Source organism: Stenotrophomonas genospecies 3, assembly GCF_054473855.1.
This window is the reverse complement of sequence record NZ_JBTMUR010000003.1, coordinates 193673-210490: the sequence shown is the minus strand read 5'-3', so window position 1 is coordinate 210490 and position 16818 is coordinate 193673. Positions and strand designations below refer to the sequence as shown.

The window sequence follows — 16818 nt, the reverse complement described above, 5'->3', positions numbered from 1 at the left end:
ATCCACGCCATGCGTGGAGACAGATGCAAAGTAGATCCACGCCGTGCGTGGATGGCGGGCTCCGGAACGATGATCTGGCCGGAAACCCCAACCCTCAGCCGTAGCTGACCGCTTCCACGAACGCACCGCTGGCCTCCACCCGCACCGCAGCGCGCTGCCCGGTGTCGACGAAGTGGAGGCGTGCAAGGGTTTCAGCGAAATCGTAGGCCCGGGCACCATCGCGGAACTCGATCGGTTCCGGCCGGTCCGGGTGCAGCACGCGCCATTGGCGTTGCTCGCATTGCAGGCGGATCAACATGCAGCTCACTCCTTGAGGCAGCGTATCGACGGTGGCGGGACGGGCGTGCCGGTTACGGCAGACTTCATCGCGACGGATCAGGGGCACGCAGGGGTGCCCTGATCACAGAAGATACGACGTTCAAAATGTGAGCTGTATCAGATTATTCTGATTTTCGATGGGCGAGCTCAATTCACCTGGAACTGCGCCCGGCAGCCGTCGCTGACCCAGATGCCACGACGGTTCCAGCCCCAGGTCTGGCCCTCGATGCAGGCGCTGCGTGAATCCTGACGCACCAGGCGCACACCACGACGGATGCGGGCATCACAGTACTCCTGGCGGTGGCCGTTGGAATGGCAGGTGATCACCTCACCCCCGCCCCAGCCATTGCCACCGTTGCCCCAGCCGTTGCCATGGCCACCACCCCAGCCACCGCCACGGCGGTACTCGCCAACGAACTCGGCACGGCAGCCCTGGGTGACCCACACACCGTAGCGCGATTGCCCCCAGGTCTCGCCTTCCACGCACGGCGAACCGGACAACTGGCGGATCATCCGGGCACGGCCTTCCAGGCGGCATTCATTGCTGCGGTTCTTGATCGATTCGCAGCGGACGATGCCGCCGCCATCACGACCGCCATAGCGATCGTCGTCATAACCGTAGCCATAGCTCTGCGCCTGCGCGCCGCCCGCGGCCGCCAGCATCGGCAGCAGCGTGCAGGCCAGGGTTCGCCAGGTGAGTGCCTTGCCCATCGGAATCTCCGGATGAATACGATGGCGCAAGCATCCGGGATTCGTGGCGCGGCGCACAGGGGGCGCCCCACGGCGGTTTTTTCCCCATTCAAACAACTCAACCGTGGCTGACTGCGCCTCGGCCGGTGGCGTCACTCCCCGATATGGAGCGCATCCACGGTGCTGCCGAGCGCCTCGACCCGGACCGTGCTGCGCTGGCCGGTGCGACGATGGTGCTCGAGGGCCAGCGCAGCGGCCGCGTCGAAGGCATCGGCACCGCGGGCGTAACGGGTGGCGTCACCCGCCTTCGGATGCAACACGGACCAGTGCCGGGCAGTGCATTGGACAGTAAAGACCATGAGAAGCTCCTGCGGAAAGAAAGAGGCGGTGACAGGCGGCAGGGCCACGTGCCAGTACACCCTCAGGCTATCGATCGCGTCGGAGATGGCCCATCAGATTTGTACGAAAATGCCTCAGGATTCGGTCGGGCGCTTCCCAACCCTCACATCCCTGAGGCTGTTTAGTGAAGGCGTTCCGTGACCCTTGTCACGGAGTTGACGGAGCTTCACACTACCGTCACCAACAGGGGCCCCTTCCACATGCGCACCTTCTTCTCGCAGCAGCGCTGGACGCTGCTGAAGTTCTATTTCGTGGCCAGCTATCTGGTGCTGATTGAAGAGCTGATCCGCGCCGCCATGCACTGAGCGCTTGCTGGAGGGCTATTTGCGACAGACACTGTCGCTTTAGGCACGGAGCCCGCCCGATGAAAGCGCTTCTTCTGATTCCAGCCCTGCTGGTGCTGACCGCGTGCGCCAACCAGCACGACGCCGCCGCACGTGCCGATGCGGCGACCACCTCGTCTGCGATACCGAAGGTGGGCGGCGATCGCGATGCCCACGGATGCATTGGTTCGGCCGGCTACCAGTGGTGCGAGCACAGCCAGCGTTGCGAACGCCCGTGGGAACTGGCACAGGCACAGGGCCTGGCCAATACCGCCGAGGCCATCGATGCCTACTGCGCGAAGCCGGCCAGCCCGGCACGCAAGTGAGGCGCGCACCCCATGGCTGAGCTGAGCCCGCTACCCACCCTGGCCCCGGGTCGCTACCGCCACTTCAAGGGCGGCGAGTACGACGTGCTCGATATCGTCCGCAGCAGCGAGACGCTGGAGCCACTGGTGCTGTATCGCGCGCTCTATGGCGAAGGCGGCCTGTGGGTGCGCCCGTATGCCATGTTCGTCGAACAGGTACCGGGCGAACACGGACCGCAGCCGCGTTTCGCCCGCATCGACGCATGACGGTTCCGCTGCCGGCCCTGGCCGGCAGCGCGGTGACACCACGGGCCTGCGTTACAATCGTACCGTCCAGTCGGTTTCTTCCCGCCATGTCCGCATCCCCCTCCCGTTCCCGCCGCAAGGCGCCCGACAGCGTGCGCCAGTCACTGCTGCAGGCCACCATTGAAGTGATCGGCCGAGATGGCCTCGCCGCGTTGACCGTGCAGGACGTCGCACAGGCCGCCGGTGTCAGCAAGGGTGCGCTGTTCCATCATTTCAGCAGCAAGCAGGCACTGGTGGATGAAGCCATCGGAGCGCTCATCGGCGAATTCGAAGCGCGGGTACGTGCCCTGCTGCAGGAAAACCCCGAAGGGCATGGCCGTTTCAGCCGCGCCTATGTGCAGGCCAATTTCGAGCATCTGCTGCAGCAGGAACAGGACAACGACATCGGCCTGACCCTGGGCAACCTGATGGAACCGGCCCTGCTCGCGCATTGGCGTACCTGGAAGCGTGCGATGCTGGCCGAGTTCGCCGGCGAAGCCAACGATCCCCGACTGTATGCGGCGCGCTGCGCTGCCGATGGCTACTGGGCCACGGCCTATGGGCGACCACTGGACGAGGAAGAACGCGCCAACGCATTGGCGATGGCCGAACAGGCCCTGAAACTATGCGACCCGCAGTAAGCAGGAGCGCTCAATGAATCCCTACCTCTACCTTGCCGCTGCCATCGTGCTGGAAGTAATTGCCACGTCGCTGCTGAAGGCATCCGACGGCATGAGCCGGCTGGCGCCGACACTGGGCGCACTGGTCGGCTATGGACTGTGCTTCTACCTGCTGTCGATGACCATGAAGTCGATCCCGACCGGCATCGCCTACGCGATCTGGTCCGGCGTCGGCATCGTGCTGATCTCGCTGATCGGGCTGGTGGTGTTCAAGCAGCGCCTGGATGCACCGGCGTTGATCGGCATCGGCCTGATCTGTGCTGGCGTACTGGTGATCAATCTGTTCTCGCGCAGCAGCGCACACTGAGTACGCTGCTGCGCGATCAACGCTAGCTGACCTTCTTCGCTACGGTCATGCCGAGCAGGAACAGCACCACGGCGATGATGATGCCGGCCCAGAACAGGAACTTGGCGATGCCGACCGCGGCACCGGCAATGCCGCCGAAGCCGAGCACGCCCGCAATGACGCCGATGATGGCGAAGATGATGGCCCACTTGATCATGTCAAACCTTTCCCCGTGGGGACTGCGTACAGGATGATCAGGCTAGGCCGTAGCCGATGCGGCAGTCGTGAACAGGCCGCGTGCGCGGCGTGAATCAGCGCGGGCGGAAACGCATCAGGGCCACCGCAAAGGCCAGGAACACGCTACCCACCAGCCGCTCGAACCAGCGCCGCGCGAAGGGTTTGGCCAACCATCGGCGCAGGCCATGGCCACCGGCGGCATACATCACGTACCAGAACAGTTCGCAGCCGGCGAAGGTGGCAACCAGCACGCTGTACTGCAGCGCCTGGCCGCGTGATGGGTCGACGAACTGCGGCAGGAACGCCGCCGCGAACAGCAGCAGCTTGGGATTGCTCAGGCCCACCAGAAGACCACCACGGAACACCTTCCACGCGCCCAGCGAGGCCGCAACCGGCGGCGTAGCATCGACCGTCACCGGCGATGCCGGCCGGCAACTGTCACGCCATGCCTTCAGGCCCAGCCAGGCCAGATAGGCCACGCCCAGATAACGCAGCACCTCAAACAGCATCGGCGAGGAATGCAGCAGCGCACTCAGGCCTGCTGCGGAGGCCGCCAGCACCAGCAGCATCGCCAGCAGGCAGCCAGCCATCGCCGGCACGCTACCGCGAAAGCCGAGCCCGACGCTGCGACCGAGGATATGCAGCATGTTCGGCCCCGGCGTACCACACAGAACGAACACCGTGGCGAGAAACCACCACCAGGTATGCAGGGCCATATCGGACATCCACTTCAGAAGATCCCACCAGCATAGAGTGCGCCGGCCTGGCGCGGCACACACAGCGCAGCATGGATGCGGTGGTTACAGAGGCAGGCTCAGGCCGCGAGCGCGTCGCGCCGTACCAGTACCTGATCGATCAAGCCCCATTCGCATGCCTGCTCGGCACTCATGAAACGATCGCGGTCCAGGGTCTGCTCGACCTCCTCGACACTGCGTCCGCAATGCTGCGCATACAGCCGGGTGATGCGCTGCTTGGTGCGCTGCATTTCCTCGGCATGGATGAAGATGTCCGACGCCTGGCCCTGCACCCCGCCCAGCGGCTGATGCACATGCAGGCTGGCATTGGCCAACGCCGCACGGTGACCGGGCTCGCCGGCCATCAGCAGGAACGAACCCATCGACCGCGCGGTGCCCATGCACAGCGTATGCACCGGGGCCGAGATGTATTGCATGGTGTCGTACATCGCCAGGCCGCTGGAGATCACCCCACCCGGCGAGTTGATGTACAGATGGATCGGCTTCTCCGGGTTTTCCGATTCCAGGAACAGCAGCTGCGCGCAGACCAGCGCCGACACAGTGTCATCGACTTCGCCGTTGAGAAAGATGATGCGCTCGCGCAGGAGCCGCGAGTAGATGTCATGGGAGCGCTCACCGCGCTCGCTGCGTTCCACCACCATCGGTATCAGCTGCATTCTGTCCCGCATGTGCCTGCTCCCTGTAGCGTTTGATCCAGGCGCCGCCTCAGGCCGCGCGCATCATGGTGCGATGATCGTCGTTGGCGGCCAACGGCAGCAACGCGCGCAGGTCGGTGAGCCGATGCACGATGGTCAGCACCGTCCCCCCACCGTCATCCGCGCGCAGCTGGAAACACACCAGGCTGTGCAGATGCGGAGGCTGCGCATCGCGCAGGTGGAACCCCAGTTCCCGCCCCTCCTCGCACAGGCAAGGCTGCGGATCGGCAAGATCGGCCGCAGGCAACCAGCGCTCACGCAGCGCCGGATCGAACAGTGCGCGCCAGACCCGTTCCGGTGGCGCTGGCAGCCACTGCTCCATCACCAACGCGGGAGCCGCTTCGTTCAGAACATCGTCCATCAGTCCATCTCCTTCAGCAGATCCTGCAAGGCATCCATCCGCGCGGGCCAGTAGGCCCGGTAGCGCTGCAGCCAGTTGCCGATGTGCGCCAGCCCGCGCGGATCGACCTCGTAGTGGACGAAACGGCCTTGGCGCTGTTCGCTCACCAGCCCGGCATCGCGCAGCACCGCCAGGTGCTGGGACATCGCAGACTGGCTGATCGCCATGCCCTCGCGCAGCGCGCTGGCATGCTGCCCGCCCTCGGCCAGCTTTTCGAAGATGTGGCGGCGGGTGGGGTCGGCCAGCGCTTTGAAGAGGGCGTTCTCGATCATGACCAACACATTAGCAATCACTAATGTGTAGTGCAACTCCCGCATCGGCTGTGCTGCAATGACGGCTCCCCCGGCATGGAGCTGTGCATGAAGACCCTTGGCCTGATCGGCGGCATGAGCTGGGAAAGCTCGGCCCAGTACTACCGTCTCATCAACGAGGCGGTGCGGCAGCGCCTCGGTGGCGCACACTCGGCGCAGCTGCTGCTGTGGTCGGTGGATTTCGCCGGCATCAAGCAGCTGCAGCATGACGGCGACTGGAATGCGCTGGGCGACCATATGGCCGACGCTGCACGGCGCCTGCAGGCCGGTGGCGCCGATCTGCTGTTGATCTGCACCAACACCATGCACAAGCTGGCCGACCGCATCGAGGCGGTCTGCCCACTGCCGCTGCTGCATATCGCCGACCCCACCGCCCAGGCCATCGTGCAGGCAGGCGCACGCAAGGTGGGCCTGCTCGGTACCGCCTTCACCATGGAACAGGACTTCTACCGCGGCCGGCTGCAGGATCGCTTCGGATTGGAGGTGCTGGTTCCCGAAGCCGATGATCGTCGCAGCGTGCACGACATCATCTACCAGGAACTGATCGCCGGTGTGGTCAGCGAGCACTCACGACAGGTCTACGCCGGCGTGATCGCGAGACTGGTGGCGCGCGGTGCCGAAGCCATCATCCTGGGCTGTACCGAGATCATGCTGCTGGTACGACCGGAAGACAGCGCAGTGCCGCTGTTCGATACCACTGCACTGCACGCACGGGCTGCGGTGGACGCGGCGCTGGCGTGAATCGATGCGCGCCGGAGCGCGGAATCAGTCCGCGCCCTGCACTTCCAGCGCGGTGATGAGCCACTCGACCACCGCCTGTGAATCGCACAGGAAAAAGATGGCATCGCCGGAGCGCGCCTCGGTAAGCAGGCGATAGACCGTGATCGCCACCGCCGACTGGTTGGCGATGAACACTTCCGGGCTGCGCGGCCCCTCGCTGTGGCCGGCAACCGCGTGCAGCGCCTTGCGTGCGGCCACGGTGGCAGCCGGGTCCGCGCTACGGGTCAGTTCCGGCCCGCGCAGGCCCCAGGCAATGAACACATGCTTGCCCTTGAACGTAGTGTCCAGGACCCGCACCTCGGCGCCGCCTGCGTCGGCCGAGCGATGAATGACGGTACTGCTGATCAACGCAACCCCCTGTGGTCGTCGTGGTCCGCGCATCCTCCTCCACGCGCCGGCCGCATGCCAGTGACAACAGCCACAGGCTGTGCCGACCGGCGTGGGAGACATGTAAGAGGGTGTAAACCGATGCGATCGGATGTGCAGCGATGATACGGGATGTAAGCCTCTGCATGGGCCCGCGCGTACTACTAAACCGCCACTGAGCCATCTTCGGAACGAAGCGTTCCGGCAGCCCCGGACTGGGCCATTCTTGCCGCCCCATCCCCACCGAGCCTGCACATGTCCCATCGCCTGCTGCTGACGATCACCGGCACCTCCCTTGCCCTGCTGCTGGCCGCCACCACCGTAGCCGCACAGGACTACGACACCGATCACATTCCGGCGCTGCGCTGCGAATCGCAGTTCAACAAGACCGCGCAATGCCCGATCGAGGGCCCCATGCGCCTGGCCAGGCAACTGTCGGTGACCCGGTGCGTGGAGAACCAGAACTGGGGCCAGAGCCGCCGCACGTTGTGGGTGACCGACGGCTGCCGCGCCGAGTTCGTCGCCGACGGCTATGGGCGAGGACGCTGGCCGGGCCGCGGCAGGGACCGTGACGATGATGGCGAGCGCCTGGTCTGCGAGTCCTACGAAAAGAAGGACAAGGAATGCCGCATCCGTGTGCGCCACGAGGTGCTCCTGATCAAGCAGAAGTCGGTGACGGCCTGCATCGAGGACCAGAACTGGGGCTGGGACCGCCGCGGCGTGTGGGTCAGCGACGGCTGCCGGGCCGAGTTCCGCGTGTATTGACTGCCGAGCACGCGCTGGCTGCGGCGGGTGCGGCTGCGCCTGCGGCAGAGCCGATAGACTGAGCCCTCCTGTCAGGAGCCCGACCATGCCCGCTGCGACTGCGCTGCGCCTCCGCGACGCGACGCCCGCCGATGCCTCCGCGCTGATCGCACTCGACAGCGTGGCGGCAAGCGACCCTCAACGGGCGGAACAGATTGGCGAGTGGTTGGCGCGGGGCAACGTGCATGTTGCCGAGCAGGAGCGCGAGATCGTTGGCTACATGACCCTCCATGAGCACTTCTTCGGCGAAGGCTTCGTCGAAATGCTGATGGTCGCGCGCGAGCGGCGCAGCCAGGGCGTCGGCGCCGCACTGCTGCGGCACGCGATTGCACAGCGTGGACAACGCAAGCTGTTCACCTCGACCAATGCCTCCAACATCGCCATGCAGCGCCTGCTCGTTGCATCGGGCTTCATCGACAGCGGCATCGTGCATGGACTGGATGACGGCGACCCGGAGCTGATCTACCGCTTTGCCGGCTGCTGATCGAGATACGCGGTCACCTTGGTGTCCAGCAGATCCATCAGCACGGGATCCATGCAGCGATAGTCGTCCGGGATATCCAGGCAATGCAGGCGCTTGTGTTCCAGCAGGCGCGCGTATGCGGCCTGCAGTCGATGCTGATGCTTGGCCTCCATCACGAAGATGACATCGGCCCAGCGGATGTCCGCCGGGCCGATGGGGCGTCGTGCATGCGGGCTGGTGCCGGCCGACAGCGCAGTGAAGCCGGGCCGCCGTCGCCACATGGCTTCGGCGGTTGGGCTGCGCAGCTGGTTGCGGCTGCAGACGAACAGCAGGTTGATCATTCCTGTTCCTGCAGTTGGCGGGCGCTGAGCACTGGATAGGTGAAGCCCAGCTGGCGTGCGCGCGCAAGCTTGGCATCGCGCGTGTACAACAGCTTCCAGTTCTTCCCGGGCTTGTAGCTGTAGGCGGTCGTGGCGCGGTCGCCACCACGGTTGCGCGCCTGGCTGCGACGCCAGGCACGGTTTCTTGCAGATTCCATGCTGTGTTCTCGTGAGTACCGGGTTCAGCAGCCGCGGTAGTACGAGTGGCGCGCAGCATACACCGCGCGCACAAAAAAGCCCACGCATTGCTGCGCAGGCTTCTTGATTCATCACAGTGGTCGGGACGGCCGGATTCGAACCGACGACCCTCTGCCCCCCAGGCAGATGCGCTACCAGGCTGCGCTACGCCCCGACTGATGCTGCGATGTGCCCGCCAGTGCGGCGGGCCGTGAAGTATAGCGGATTACGATGGAAATGGGATCAGCGGCGCAACAACTGCAGCACTTCTTCCAGCTCCATGCGCACCTGCTTGATGATCTGGTTGCTCAGCGCCGATTCCTCGCGGGCATCGGGACCGTCCAGACGCAGGCGTGCACCACCGATGGTGTAGCCCTGTTCGTACAGCAGGCTGCGGATCTGCCGCACCATCAGCACGTCGTGGCGCTGGTAGTAGCGGCGGTTGCCTCGGCGCTTGGCCGGCTCAAGGCTGGGAAACTCGGTCTCCCAGTAGCGCAGCACGTGCGGCTTGACGTCGCACAGCTCGCTGACCTCACCGATGGTGAAGTAGCGCTTGGCCGGGATCGGCGGTAGTTCGCGGTTACTGCCCGGATCCAGCATAAGCTTCCACCCTCTCCTTGAGCTTCTGGCCCGGACGGAAGGTGACCACCGTACGGGCGGAAATCGGAATTTCCTCGCCGGTCTTGGGGTTGCGACCCGGGCGCTGGTTCTTGCGCCGCAGATCGAAATTACCGAAGCCCGACAGCTTCACCTGACGTCCCTGTTCCAATGCTTCACGCAGCACATCGAAAAACGCGTCGACGAATTCCTTGGCTTCCCGCTTGTTCAGACCGACTTCGTCGAACAGCTTTTCCGCCATCTCCGCCTTGGTCAATGCCATTGCCTGCTACCCCCGAGTGCTGCCCGCTCAGCCGCGGATCCGGGCGTGATGTTCACGCTCGATGGCAGTGACCGCCTCGGCCACCACCGCATCCACGTCGCGGTCCGTCAGAGTGCGCGACTTGTCCTGCAAAATCAAGCCCATAGCGAGACTCTTGAATCCCGGCTCGACGCCCTGGCCGACGTAGCGGTCGAACAGGTTCAGGTCGCGCAGCAGCGGGCCAGCAGCCTGGCGGACGGTGGCCGCGAGATCGGCCCAGGCCACCTGTTCAGGCACCAGGAATGCCAGGTCGCGACGCACTGCCGGGAAGCGCGACAGTTCGCCGGCACGCGGCAGGCGGCGGGCGGTCAGCGGCTCCAGGTCCAGTTCGAAGGCATAGACGTCGGCTTCGATGTCCATTGCCTTGGCCAGACGCGGGTGGATCTGGCCGATCCAGCCGATCGCCACGCCATCGCGGAACACCTCGGCCGAACGGGCCGGGTGGCCGTAGGGGCGGGCCGACGGGCGGAACTCCAGTACCGCACCACTGGCAGCGGCCAGCGATTCCAGATCGCCCTTCAGGTCATGGAAATCGACCTTGCGGGCCGGCAGGCCCCACTGCAGTGCCTGTGCATCACCACAGACCGCAGCGGCCACGCGCGGGGTTTCCAGCGGCGCCGGCCGGCCGTCGCCGGCCTGCTGGGCGAACACGCGGCCCAACTCGAACAGGCGCACGCGGCCGATCTGGCGGGCGGCGTTGCGGCCCAACGTGGCGACCAGGCCCGGCAGCAGCGACGGGCGCATCACCGCCAGTTCGGCCGACAGCGGGTTGGCCAGCGGCACCAGGTTGTCGCGCAGCTGCCACTGGCTCAGCAGCGCATCGTCAACGAAGGCGAAATTGACGGTTTCCTGCTGGTCACGGGCGATCAGCTGGCGGCGCACGCTCAGCGCGTCCAGCTGGGTCTCGCTCGGCATCGCCACGCGCGAGGCGCCGCCCGGCAGCGTGGTCGGGATCTGCTCGTAACCGTGGATGCGCGCCAGCTCTTCGATCAGGTCTTCTTCGATGGCGATGTCGAAGCGGCGGCTCGGCGCCGTGACCTGCCAGCCGTCGGCGGTGGCAACCACGTCCATGCCCAGCGCGCGCAGGATGCGCTCCACTTCCGCATCGTCGATGGTGATGCCGAGCACGCGGGTGATGCGGGCGCGGCGCAGCACGATGGTTGCCGGCTGCGGCAGATCGGCCTCACGCACGGCCTCGGTGACCGGCGCCGGGGTACCGCCGGCCAGGTCCAGCACCAGGCGGGTGGCGTACTCGATGGCGGTACGCGGCAGTGCCGGGTCGACACCGCGCTCGAAGCGGTGGCCGGCATCGGTGTGCAGGCCCAGCTTGCGGCCACGGCCCATGATCGCGGCCGGCGCGAAGTGCGCAGCTTCCAGGAACACGGCAGTGGTGGCGTCGGTGACACGGGTGTCGAAGCCGCCCATCAGGCCGGCCAGGCCGACCGCACGATCAGCGTCGGCGACCACCAGGAAGCTGTCGTCCAGCGCGGCATCGCGGCCATCCAACAGCTTCAGGCTCTCGCCGGCACGCGAACGACGCACGGCGATGCTGCCCTGCAGGGTGTCGAGGTCGTAGGCATGCATCGGCTGGCCGAGCTCGAGCATCACGTACTGGGTGATGTCGACCAGCAGCGAGACCGGGCGCACGCCACTGCGGCGCAGGCGCTCGGCCATCCACAGCGGGGTCCTGGCGGCGGCGTTGACACCTTCGATCACGCGGCCCAGGTAACGCGGTGCTTCGGCGCCGGCGTCGAGCTGGATGGCCAGCTCACGGCTGCCGATGGCGGGAATCGCCTCGGCGGTGAAATCCAGCACGTCGCTGCGGGTGGCCGCGGCGACGTCGTAGGCGATACCGCGCAGGCTGAAGCAGTCGGCGCGGTTCGGGGTCAGCTTGATCTCGATGCTGGCGTCCGGCAGGCCCAAGTACTCGACCAGAGCCTGGCCGACCGGTGCGTCATCCGGCAGTTCCAGCAGGCCGGAGGCATCGTTGTCCAGGCCCAGCTCCTTGGCCGAGCACAGCATGCCATTGGACTCGACACCGCGCAGCTTGGCCGGCTTGATCTTCAGCTCGCCAATCTGCGCGCCGACCATCGCCAGCGGCGCAACCAGGCCCGGACGTGCGTTCGGTGCGCCGCACACGATCTGCAGCAGCTCGCCCTGCCCGGCATCAACCTTGCACACCTGCAGGCGGTCGGCTTCCGGATGGCGTACGGCGTCGACGATGCGCGCCACGACCACGTGCTCGAGGCCTTCGCCCAGCGCGGTCACGTCTTCCACTTCCAGGCCGATGGCGGTCAGCACCGCACTCAGTTCATCGCGCGAAGCGCGGGTCGGGACGTGGCTGCGCAGCCAGTTTTCGGAGAATTTCATGGTGTCACCCTGGTGGGCCCGGCGCATGCGCCTGGGCCTGCGAATTTAGAAGCAGTCGAGCAAGCTCGACTCTACGGACCGGCGCTTACGCGAACTGCTTGAGGAAGCGCACATCGTTCTCGAAGAACGCGCGCAGATCGTTGACGCCGTAACGCAGCATCGCGAAGCGCTCCACGCCCATGCCGAAGGCGAAGCCGGTGTAGCGCTCCGGATCGATGCCGACGTTTCGCAGCACGTTCGGATGGACCATGCCGCAGCCGAGCACTTCCAGCCAGCGGGTGCTGCCATCGGGCTGCTGCCAGGCGATGTCCACTTCCGCGCCCGGTTCAACGAACGGGAAGTAGCTGGGGCGGAAGCGCATCTCGAAGTCGCGCTCGAAGAAGGCGCGCACGAACTCGGCCAGCGTGCCCTTCAGGTCGGCGAAGGTCGAATGCTCGTCCACCAGCAGGCCTTCCACCTGGTGGAACATCGGCGAATGGGTCTGGTCGCTGTCGCTGCGGTACACCTTGCCGGCGGCGATCATGCGCAGCGGCGGCGCGTGGTCGCCCATGTAGCGCACCTGCACACCGGAGGTATGCGTGCGCAGCAGGCGGCCGTCACCGAAGTAGAAGGTGTCGTGCATGGCGCGCGCCGGGTGGTGCGGCGGGAAGTTCAGCGCCTCGAAGTTGTGCCAGTCATCCTCGATCTCCGGCCCTTCCGACAGCTCGTAGCCCAGCCGGCCGAAGATGCCGGTGATGCGCTCCAGGGTGCGGGTGATCGGATGCAGGCCGGCGCGGTCGCCATTGCGGCCCGGCAGGGTGATGTCGATGGCTTCGGCGGCCAGGCGCGCATCCAGTGCCGCGTCTTCCAGCAGCGCCTTGCGCTCGCCCAGCGCGCGGGTCAGCGCGTCGCGGGCCTGGTTGATCGCTTCACCGGCGGCCTTGCGCTCGTCGGCCGGCAAGGCGCCGAGCTGCTTGAGCTGCGAGGTGATGCTGCCACTCTTGCCAAGCAGGGCCACGCGCAGCTGTTCCAGCACGTCGGGGCTCTGTGCGGCGGCCACATCGGCCAGCGCCTGGGTGGTGAGGGATTGGATGTCGCTCATGGGGGGCCGGAACTCCAGTCGATCTGCCATCGCGATGCGCGAAGGGCCGACCCCTGTCGCCACCGCCGTCCCCGCGCTGCCGTCATGGCCTCGCCGGGACCCAAAAAAGAATGGGGAAGGACTTGCGCCCTTCCCCATGCATTGCCTTGACCTGACACCGTTCCGAGTGAACGGTTACGGCATCGGGAAGGACTTATGCCGCCAGCGCGCCCTTGGCCTTTTCGGCCAGCGCGGTAAAGCCGGCTGCGTCGTGCACGGCGATGTCAGCCAGGACCTTGCGATCCAGGGTGATGCCGGCCTTCAGCAGACCGTTCATGAAGCGGCTGTAGCTCAGGCCGTTGATGCGGGCAGCCGCATTGATACGGGTGATCCACAGCGAACGGAAGTTGCGCTTCTTCTGCTTACGGCCGATGTAGGCGTACTGCTGTGCCTTGATGACCGCCTGCTTGGCGACGCGGAAGACCTTGCGACGGGCGTTGTAATAGCCCTTGGCGAGATCCAGAATCTTCTTGTGGCGGCGACGCGCCTGTACGCCACGCTTAACTCGTGCCATTTTTCAGTTCCTCAGAGGTAAGGGAGCATGCGGTCCAGACGGCCTGCGTCTTCTGCACGGACATGGCCCGTCTGACGCAGATTACGCTTACGCTTGGTCGCTTTCTTCGTGAGGATGTGGCTACGGTTGGCGTGGCCGCACTTGTACTTGCCCGAGGCGGTCTTGCGGAAACGCTTGGCCGCTGCCCGGTTGGTCTTGATCTTGGGCATTGCAATGTCCTTGATGGGATATGACCCTGGTTTCTGACTGATCTGGCGGCGGCCTGGGCCGCTCTTTCCGTCCTGCCATGATCGGCGTACGACCCGTCCTGGGTGGGTCGAGCCGGGCATGATACAGGCAAAACCGCCCTGCCACCAGCCCCTGCAACCCTTTCGCCGGCAATTCACCGGCTTCCTGCAAAAGCAAAGGGACGCCCATGGCGTCCCTCTACCCTGAACCATTCAGCCAGGCGCCCCGGAAGGCGGCCCGTCAGGCCTCAGGTCTTCTTCTTCGGCGCGATCATCATGACCATCTGACGCCCTTCCAGGCGCGGACGGGATTCAATGACGATGTCCTCGCCCAGATCGGTCTCGATCCGGTTGGCCATTTCGCGGCCCAGTTCCTGGTGGCTCATTTCACGGCCACGGAAACGGATGTTGACCTTGATCTTGTCACCATCTTCGAGGAACCCGCGCATCTTGCGCAGCTTGATCTGGTAGTCGCCCTCGTCCGTGACCGGACGGAACTTCACTTCCTTGATCTCGACCTGCTTGGTCTTCTTCTTGGCCTCGCTGGCCTTCTTCTGCGCTTCGAACTTGAACTTGCCGAAGTCCATGATCTTGCAGACCGGCGGATCGGCCTGCGGCTGGATTTCGACCAGGTCCAGGCCTTCATCTTCGGCCATGGACAGCGCTTCGTCGCGCGACAACACGCCGATCATTTCTCCGTCACTGCCGATCACGCGGACGCGCGGCACACGGATTTCCTGATTCTTGCGGTTCTGTTTGTTGTCAGGGGTGCTGATATTACGTTCTCCCAAGGGTATCGAACCGGTCCGGGTGCCTGTGCCCCCGGACCGGACCTTTGCTTACGCGCCCTCGGCCTGGAGCCGCTCGATGAAGGCCTGCAGGCTCATGCTGCCCAGGTCTTCGCCAGAACGCGTACGCACCGCCACAGCCCCATTTTCCTTCTCGCGGTCACCAATGACCAGCAGGTAGGGCACGCGCTGCAACGTATGCTCGCGGATTTTATAGCCGATCTTCTCGTTACGCAAATCCGAGCTGACGCGGAAGCCTTGCTCCGCAAGGGTTTTGGTCACGCCCGAGACGTACTCGGCCTGGGCGTCGGTGATGTTGGCCACCACCACCTGGGTCGGCGCCAGCCAGGTCGGGAACTGGCCGGCATGGTGCTCGATCAGGATGCCCAGGAAGCGCTCCATCGAGCCCACGATGGCGCGATGCAGCATGACCGGGTGCTTCTTCTGGCTGTTCTCGTCCACGTACTCGGCGCCCAGACGGCCCGGCATCATGAAGTCGACCTGCATCGTGCCCAGCTGCCAGGTACGGCCGATCGCGTCCTTCAGGTGGTACTCGATCTTCGGGCCGTAGAAGGCGCCCTCGCCCGGCAGCTCCTGCCACTCCACCCCATTGCTGGACAGTGCCGAGCGCAGCGCGCCCTCGGCCTTGTCCCAGGTGGCGTCATCGCCCAGGCGCGATTCCGGACGCAGCGCGATCTTGACCTGGATCTCATCGAAGCCGAAGTGCTGGTAGACCGCCAGCGCCTGCTGGTGGAACGCGGTCACTTCCGCCTCGACCTGGTTTTCGGTGCAGAACACGTGGCCGTCGTCCTGGGTGAAACCACGCACGCGCAGGATGCCGTGCAGCGCGCCGGACGGCTCGTTGCGGTGGCAGGCACCGAACTCACCATAGCGGATCGGCAGGTCGCGGTAGCTGTGCAGGCCCTGGTTGAACACCTGCACGTGGCCCGGGCAGTTCATCGGCTTGAGCGCGTAGGTGCGCTTCTCCGATTCGGTGAAGAACATCGCGTCCTGGTAGTTGTCCCAGTGGCCGGATTTCTGCCACAGGCTCACGTCCAGGATCTGCGGGCAGCGCACTTCGCCGTAGCCGGTCTTGCGGTACACCTTGCGCATGTACTGCTCGACCACCTGCCACAGTGCCCAGCCCTTCGGGTGCCAGAACACCAGGCCCGGCGCTTCTTCCTGCAGGTGGAACAGGTCCTGCTGCTTGCCGATGCGGCGGTGGTCGCGCATCTCGGCTTCTTCGATGCGCTTGATGTACGCCTCGAGCTGCTTCTTGTCGGCCCAGGCGGTGCCGTAGATGCGCTGCAGCTGCTCGTTCTGCGCGTCACCGCGCCAGTAGGCACCGGAGATGCGGGTCAGCCTGAAGGCCTTCAGGAAGCGCGTGTTCGGCACGTGCGGGCCGCGGCACATGTCCACGTATTCCTGGTGGTAATACATGCCCATCGCCTGGATGTCGTCGGACATGTCCTCGATCAGGCGCAGCTTGTAGTCCTCGCCACGGGCCTTGAAGATCTCGATCACTTCGGCGCGCGGCGTCACCTTCTTGATGACGTCGTAGTCCTGGGCGATCAGTTCACCCATGCGCTTCTCGATCGCGGCCATGTCGTCCGGGGTGAACGGGCGCTCGGAGTAGATGTCGTAATAGAAGCCCTCGGCGATCACTGGGCCGATCACCATCTTCACGTCCGGGTACAGCTGCTTGACGGCGTGGCCGACCAGGTGGGCGCAGGAGTGGCGGATGATCTCCACGCCCTCCTCGTCCTTGGCGGTGATGATGCGCAGGCTGGCATCGTGGTCGATGACGTCGCTGGCATCGACCAGCACGCCATCCACGGCACCGGCGATGGTGGCCTTGGCCAGGCCGGCGCCGATCGACTGGGCGACCTCCATGACGCTGACGGGGTTTTCGAATTCGCGGCGGCTGCCGTCGGGAAGAGTAATGTTGATCATCGCAGTGGCTTCGTGCGGGGCCCGCGGGGCGGGCTGGAAAGCGTTCCCGGGGCGGCGCCCGGGCAATAAAAAAGCGCCGCGAGGGCGCCTGGAACACAGGGCCTTCGGGGGCAGGTCAACAGTGGGCGGTGGTAGTGCTCATGTCGCACGCTCGGCCGGCGCTGGGCGCGGGCCACCTTGTTCCAGTCAGGGTTCTGCGATGATCTTAAACCAGCGCAGGGGAAAGCCCAAGGGCTACCGTACGGTCGGCTGAATGTGCCTCGCTGGCGGCGT

Annotated in this window: 26 protein-coding genes and 1 tRNA gene; 7 read left to right on the top strand and 20 right to left on the bottom strand. The window is 65.4% G+C overall.

From position 1 onward, the window contains the following. Nucleotides 1–94: 94 nt before the first annotated feature. The 3 genes from ACX9OT_RS05850 to ACX9OT_RS05840 form a co-directional block, all read right to left on the bottom strand. Nucleotides 95–298 (bottom strand): hypothetical protein, encoded by a 204-nt coding sequence (locus tag ACX9OT_RS05850; RefSeq protein WP_005417823.1) that lies wholly within the window; start codon nt 296–298, stop codon nt 95–97. 167 nt (nt 299–465) lie between these two features. Further along, nucleotides 466–1029: a DUF3011 domain-containing protein gene (locus tag ACX9OT_RS05845; protein WP_049401711.1), complete on the bottom strand. Its 564-nt coding sequence runs from the start codon at nt 1027–1029 to the stop codon at nt 466–468. Between the two features lie 131 nt (nt 1030–1160). Beyond that, complete coding sequence (locus tag ACX9OT_RS05840) at nt 1161–1367, bottom strand: hypothetical protein (RefSeq protein ID WP_049423877.1); 207 nt, start codon at nt 1365–1367, stop codon at nt 1161–1163. A gap of 404 nt (nt 1368–1771) precedes the next feature. Between ACX9OT_RS05840 and ACX9OT_RS05835 the strand changes: the two genes are divergently transcribed. The 4 genes from ACX9OT_RS05835 to ACX9OT_RS05820 all read left to right on the top strand — a co-directional run bounded on the left by ACX9OT_RS05835 (nt 1772) and on the right by ACX9OT_RS05820 (nt 3307). Continuing rightward, entirely contained in the window at nt 1772–2056 is a 285-nt protein-coding gene (locus tag ACX9OT_RS05835) for a hypothetical protein (RefSeq protein ID WP_125894318.1), read from the top strand. A 12-nt stretch (nt 2057–2068) separates the two neighbouring features. Further along, complete coding sequence (locus ACX9OT_RS05830) at nt 2069–2302, top strand: DUF1653 domain-containing protein (protein ID WP_032128669.1); 234 nt, start codon at nt 2069–2071, stop codon at nt 2300–2302. An 86-nt stretch (nt 2303–2388) separates the two neighbouring features. Beyond that, a complete protein-coding gene (locus ACX9OT_RS05825) occupies nt 2389–2961 on the top strand; it encodes a TetR/AcrR family transcriptional regulator (protein WP_032128668.1) in 573 nt (190 codons plus the stop codon). Nucleotides 2962–2974: 13 nt separating this feature from the next. Next, entirely contained in the window at nt 2975–3307 is a 333-nt protein-coding gene (locus ACX9OT_RS05820; protein ID WP_005410423.1) for an SMR family transporter, read from the top strand. Between the two features lie 22 nt (nt 3308–3329). Here the strand turns inward: ACX9OT_RS05820 and ACX9OT_RS05815 are convergent, their stop codons facing one another. The 5 genes from ACX9OT_RS05815 to ACX9OT_RS05795 form a co-directional block, all read right to left on the bottom strand. Then, nucleotides 3330–3503, bottom strand: a complete 174-nt coding sequence (locus tag ACX9OT_RS05815) for a DUF1328 domain-containing protein (RefSeq protein WP_006380555.1) — start codon at nt 3501–3503, stop codon at nt 3330–3332. A gap of 94 nt (nt 3504–3597) precedes the next feature. After that, on the bottom strand, nt 3598–4239 hold the full coding sequence (locus ACX9OT_RS05810; RefSeq protein WP_459001364.1) for a LysE family translocator: 642 nt from the start codon (nt 4237–4239) through the stop codon (nt 3598–3600). 98 nt (nt 4240–4337) lie between these two features. After that, nucleotides 4338–4946 (bottom strand): ATP-dependent Clp protease proteolytic subunit, encoded by a 609-nt coding sequence (locus tag ACX9OT_RS05805; protein WP_032128666.1) that lies wholly within the window; start codon nt 4944–4946, stop codon nt 4338–4340. Nucleotides 4947–4983: 37 nt separating this feature from the next. Continuing rightward, nucleotides 4984–5334: an SRPBCC family protein gene (locus ACX9OT_RS05800; RefSeq protein WP_459001362.1), complete on the bottom strand. Its 351-nt coding sequence runs from the start codon at nt 5332–5334 to the stop codon at nt 4984–4986. Continuing rightward, entirely contained in the window at nt 5334–5645 is a 312-nt protein-coding gene (locus tag ACX9OT_RS05795) for an ArsR/SmtB family transcription factor (RefSeq protein ID WP_042358872.1), read from the bottom strand. Before ACX9OT_RS05795 ends, ACX9OT_RS05800 begins: the two co-directional genes overlap by 1 nt. 87 nt (nt 5646–5732) lie before the next feature. Here ACX9OT_RS05795 and ACX9OT_RS05790 point away from each other — a divergent pair, with 87 nt between their 5' ends. Then, entirely contained in the window at nt 5733–6425 is a 693-nt protein-coding gene (locus tag ACX9OT_RS05790) for an aspartate/glutamate racemase family protein (RefSeq protein WP_107432596.1), read from the top strand. 24 nt (nt 6426–6449) lie between these two features. Here the strand turns inward: ACX9OT_RS05790 and ACX9OT_RS05785 are convergent, their stop codons facing one another. Next, entirely contained in the window at nt 6450–6845 is a 396-nt protein-coding gene (locus tag ACX9OT_RS05785) for a hypothetical protein (protein WP_012511691.1), read from the bottom strand. Between the two features lie 240 nt (nt 6846–7085). Between ACX9OT_RS05785 and ACX9OT_RS05780 the strand changes: the two genes are divergently transcribed. Further along, nucleotides 7086–7595 (top strand): DUF3011 domain-containing protein, encoded by a 510-nt coding sequence (locus ACX9OT_RS05780; RefSeq protein WP_459001359.1) that lies wholly within the window; start codon nt 7086–7088, stop codon nt 7593–7595. 85 nt (nt 7596–7680) lie between these two features. After that, nucleotides 7681–8118, top strand: coding sequence for a GNAT family N-acetyltransferase (locus ACX9OT_RS05775; RefSeq protein ID WP_459001357.1), 438 nt, complete (start codon nt 7681–7683; stop codon nt 8116–8118). Here ACX9OT_RS05775 and ACX9OT_RS05770 read toward each other — a convergent pair. The 11 genes from ACX9OT_RS05770 to thrS all read right to left on the bottom strand — a co-directional run bounded on the left by ACX9OT_RS05770 (nt 8097) and on the right by thrS (nt 16545). Next, nucleotides 8097–8438 carry a low molecular weight protein tyrosine phosphatase family protein gene (locus ACX9OT_RS05770; RefSeq protein WP_149909454.1) on the bottom strand — a complete coding sequence of 114 codons (342 nt, stop codon included), beginning with the start codon at nt 8436–8438 and terminating at the stop codon, nt 8097–8099. The two genes, ACX9OT_RS05775 and ACX9OT_RS05770, sit on opposite strands and share 22 nt — an antisense overlap. Further along, complete coding sequence (locus ACX9OT_RS05765; RefSeq protein ID WP_459001354.1) at nt 8435–8635, bottom strand: hypothetical protein; 201 nt, start codon at nt 8633–8635, stop codon at nt 8435–8437. The genes ACX9OT_RS05770 and ACX9OT_RS05765 overlap by 4 nt, the downstream gene beginning before the upstream one ends. A 117-nt stretch (nt 8636–8752) precedes the next feature. Beyond that, a tRNA-Pro gene (locus ACX9OT_RS05760) sits at nt 8753–8829 on the bottom strand. 68 nt (nt 8830–8897) lie between these two features. Further along, on the bottom strand, nt 8898–9254 hold the full coding sequence (locus tag ACX9OT_RS05755; protein ID WP_005410431.1) for a MerR family transcriptional regulator: 357 nt from the start codon (nt 9252–9254) through the stop codon (nt 8898–8900). Beyond that, complete coding sequence (locus tag ACX9OT_RS05750; protein WP_005410432.1) at nt 9235–9534, bottom strand: integration host factor subunit alpha; 300 nt, start codon at nt 9532–9534, stop codon at nt 9235–9237. The genes ACX9OT_RS05755 and ACX9OT_RS05750 overlap by 20 nt, the downstream gene beginning before the upstream one ends. Nucleotides 9535–9561: 27 nt before the next feature. Further along, entirely contained in the window at nt 9562–11943 is a 2382-nt protein-coding gene (pheT, locus tag ACX9OT_RS05745; protein ID WP_459001353.1) for a phenylalanine--tRNA ligase subunit beta, read from the bottom strand. Nucleotides 11944–12028: 85 nt separating this feature from the next. Beyond that, the gene (locus ACX9OT_RS05740; RefSeq protein WP_005417865.1) at nt 12029–13024 is read right to left on the bottom strand and encodes a phenylalanine--tRNA ligase subunit alpha; all 996 of its coding nucleotides are present in this window, start codon (nt 13022–13024) and stop codon (nt 12029–12031) included. Nucleotides 13025–13217: 193 nt separating this feature from the next. Continuing rightward, on the bottom strand, nt 13218–13577 hold the full coding sequence (gene rplT / locus ACX9OT_RS05735) for a 50S ribosomal protein L20 (protein ID WP_006380762.1): 360 nt from the start codon (nt 13575–13577) through the stop codon (nt 13218–13220). Nucleotides 13578–13588: 11 nt separating this feature from the next. Then, a complete protein-coding gene (rpmI, locus tag ACX9OT_RS05730; RefSeq protein WP_005410436.1) occupies nt 13589–13786 on the bottom strand; it encodes a 50S ribosomal protein L35 in 198 nt (65 codons plus the stop codon). 266 nt (nt 13787–14052) lie between these two features. Next, nucleotides 14053–14595, bottom strand: coding sequence for a translation initiation factor IF-3 (gene infC / locus ACX9OT_RS05725; protein ID WP_005410437.1), 543 nt, complete (start codon nt 14593–14595; stop codon nt 14053–14055). A 48-nt stretch (nt 14596–14643) separates the two neighbouring features. Next, nucleotides 14644–16545 (bottom strand): threonine--tRNA ligase, encoded by a 1902-nt coding sequence (gene thrS, locus ACX9OT_RS05720; RefSeq protein WP_049423855.1) that lies wholly within the window; start codon nt 16543–16545, stop codon nt 14644–14646. Nucleotides 16546–16818: the final 273 nt, after the last annotated feature.

Bases quoted from the DNA above. Each gene is read 5' to 3' on its own strand.
- ACX9OT_RS05850 (WP_005417823.1), bottom strand. From the start codon at position 298: ATGTTGATCCGCCTGCAATGCGAGCAACGCCAATGGCGCGTGCTGCAC.
- ACX9OT_RS05845 (WP_049401711.1), bottom strand. From the start codon at position 1,029: ATGGGCAAGGCACTCACCTGGCGAACCCTGGCCTGCACGCTGCTGCCG.
- ACX9OT_RS05840 (WP_049423877.1), bottom strand. From the start codon at position 1,367: ATGGTCTTTACTGTCCAATGCACTGCCCGGCACTGGTCCGTGTTGCAT.
- ACX9OT_RS05835 (WP_125894318.1), top strand. From the start codon at position 1,772: ATGAAAGCGCTTCTTCTGATTCCAGCCCTGCTGGTGCTGACCGCGTGC.
- ACX9OT_RS05830 (WP_032128669.1), top strand. From the start codon at position 2,069: ATGGCTGAGCTGAGCCCGCTACCCACCCTGGCCCCGGGTCGCTACCGC.
- ACX9OT_RS05825 (WP_032128668.1), top strand. From the start codon at position 2,389: ATGTCCGCATCCCCCTCCCGTTCCCGCCGCAAGGCGCCCGACAGCGTG.
- ACX9OT_RS05820 (WP_005410423.1), top strand. From the start codon at position 2,975: ATGAATCCCTACCTCTACCTTGCCGCTGCCATCGTGCTGGAAGTAATT.
- ACX9OT_RS05815 (WP_006380555.1), bottom strand. From the start codon at position 3,503: ATGATCAAGTGGGCCATCATCTTCGCCATCATCGGCGTCATTGCGGGC.
- ACX9OT_RS05810 (WP_459001364.1), bottom strand. From the start codon at position 4,239: ATGGCCCTGCATACCTGGTGGTGGTTTCTCGCCACGGTGTTCGTTCTG.
- ACX9OT_RS05805 (WP_032128666.1), bottom strand. From the start codon at position 4,946: ATGCGGGACAGAATGCAGCTGATACCGATGGTGGTGGAACGCAGCGAG.
- ACX9OT_RS05800 (WP_459001362.1), bottom strand. From the start codon at position 5,334: ATGGACGATGTTCTGAACGAAGCGGCTCCCGCGTTGGTGATGGAGCAG.
- ACX9OT_RS05795 (WP_042358872.1), bottom strand. From the start codon at position 5,645: ATGATCGAGAACGCCCTCTTCAAAGCGCTGGCCGACCCCACCCGCCGC.
- ACX9OT_RS05790 (WP_107432596.1), top strand. From the start codon at position 5,733: ATGAAGACCCTTGGCCTGATCGGCGGCATGAGCTGGGAAAGCTCGGCC.
- ACX9OT_RS05785 (WP_012511691.1), bottom strand. From the start codon at position 6,845: ATGCGCGGACCACGACGACCACAGGGGGTTGCGTTGATCAGCAGTACC.
- ACX9OT_RS05780 (WP_459001359.1), top strand. From the start codon at position 7,086: ATGTCCCATCGCCTGCTGCTGACGATCACCGGCACCTCCCTTGCCCTG.
- ACX9OT_RS05775 (WP_459001357.1), top strand. From the start codon at position 7,681: ATGCCCGCTGCGACTGCGCTGCGCCTCCGCGACGCGACGCCCGCCGAT.
- ACX9OT_RS05770 (WP_149909454.1), bottom strand. From the start codon at position 8,438: ATGATCAACCTGCTGTTCGTCTGCAGCCGCAACCAGCTGCGCAGCCCA.
- ACX9OT_RS05765 (WP_459001354.1), bottom strand. From the start codon at position 8,635: ATGGAATCTGCAAGAAACCGTGCCTGGCGTCGCAGCCAGGCGCGCAAC.
- ACX9OT_RS05755 (WP_005410431.1), bottom strand. From the start codon at position 9,254: ATGCTGGATCCGGGCAGTAACCGCGAACTACCGCCGATCCCGGCCAAG.
- ACX9OT_RS05750 (WP_005410432.1), bottom strand. From the start codon at position 9,534: ATGGCATTGACCAAGGCGGAGATGGCGGAAAAGCTGTTCGACGAAGTC.
- pheT (WP_459001353.1), bottom strand. From the start codon at position 11,943: ATGAAATTCTCCGAAAACTGGCTGCGCAGCCACGTCCCGACCCGCGCT.
- ACX9OT_RS05740 (WP_005417865.1), bottom strand. From the start codon at position 13,024: ATGAGCGACATCCAATCCCTCACCACCCAGGCGCTGGCCGATGTGGCC.
- rplT (WP_006380762.1), bottom strand. From the start codon at position 13,577: ATGGCACGAGTTAAGCGTGGCGTACAGGCGCGTCGCCGCCACAAGAAG.
- rpmI (WP_005410436.1), bottom strand. From the start codon at position 13,786: ATGCCCAAGATCAAGACCAACCGGGCAGCGGCCAAGCGTTTCCGCAAG.
- thrS (WP_049423855.1), bottom strand. From the start codon at position 16,545: ATGATCAACATTACTCTTCCCGACGGCAGCCGCCGCGAATTCGAAAAC.